Consider the following 1,246-nt stretch of genomic DNA (forward strand, 5'->3'; position numbering starts at 1 on the left):
CAGGGCGAGATCGCGAACGTTTTTTGAACAATTAGAACGATCGATTTGACGATCACAATTACCTGTGATCATATACTCTCTTTCAAACCAGAGAGCTTCCTACCATGCACATTGACGAGTTTAAAGAGTACTTTCACACCGTGGCGGATGCGCGCCAGTCAGCTAAGATAACCTACTGCTTATTTGAGGTGTTGTTTGGCTCTTTATGTGCGGTTATCGCAGGTGCCAAAGGATGGTTTGATATTCGCGAATATATCCTTGGTCACCATGAGTGGTTTAAGCGTAATGGTATGTTTATTAACGAAATTCCTGCCGATGACACGATAGCCCGCATCATCTCTAGCATTGAGCCTGAGCCCTTCCATGCCTGCTTTATCAACTGGATGTCAGCCGTGCACTCTTTAACTGACGGCCAAGTCGTTGCCATTGATGGCAAAACGCTTCGAGGCTCATACAATCGGGATGACCGAGCCAGCACTATCCATATGATTAGCGCCTATGCTTCTTCAAACAAATTGGTACTAGGGCAACTTAAAACCGAGGCGAAAAGCAACGAAATTACCGCAATACCTGAGCTGATTAAACTTCTCGATATCAAAGGTGCTTTAGTCACCATTGATGCGATGGCATGCCAAACCAAGATAGCAAAAACCATCGTCGAACAAGACGCCGACTACTTACTTGCGGTCAAAAATAACCAAGGCAAGTTACGTGAAGCCGTCGAAGCCGCTTTTGCAGAGCAACGGGCTGCGGTAGCAGAGGAGATAAAGGCAGAGCAATGTCATGGTCGTGTAGAGGTGCGCCAGGCGTACGTATTAAGCAGCGAAGCTCTTGATGGAAACTTCTCGCGATGGAAAGGGTTGAAATCCATCGTTATGGTAGAAAATTTCCGCTATCAAAAAGGTAAAATTGCAGAGCTTACATATCGTTACTACATCAGTTCAAAGTCCTTGAGTGCAGAGCAGGCAGCAAATGCTGTCAGGGAGCACTGGGGCATAGAGTCGATGCACTGGGTTCTGGATGTGACCATGGCGGAGGACGCTTGCCAGATTTATAAAGATCACGGGGCAGAAAATATCTCTTGTTTACGTCATATTGGTCTCAATATGCTGCGTTCAGAGCCGACTAAGCTGAGCATTGTTGGGAAGCAGAAACGCTGTATGATGAATACATCCATGCTGGAAGCGGTGTTGAGTGCTGGATTGAGCTCGGTGAGTAAAAATTAGACACTCATGCGCTCGCCCTG

General features: G+C 46.6%; 1 protein-coding gene. It reads left to right on the plus strand.

Features of this window, described 5'->3' with window-relative positions; all coding sequences use genetic code 11:
• The first annotated feature begins 104 nt into the window (after positions 1-104).
• Positions 105-1,226, plus strand: a complete 1,122-nt coding sequence (locus tag ACQEXR_RS20180; protein ID WP_427021040.1) for an ISAs1 family transposase — start codon at positions 105-107, stop codon at positions 1,224-1,226.
• Positions 1,227-1,246 lie beyond the last annotated feature (20 nt).

The organism is Vibrio sp. TRT 2004 (assembly GCF_050113735.1).
In the GTDB taxonomy this organism is placed as follows: domain Bacteria; phylum Pseudomonadota; class Gammaproteobacteria; order Enterobacterales; family Vibrionaceae; genus Vibrio.

Excerpts from the sequence above, each read along its gene's own strand:
- ACQEXR_RS20180 (WP_427021040.1), top strand. The coding sequence starts at position 105 with ATGCACATTGACGAGTTTAAAGAGTACTTTCACACCGTGGCGGATGCG.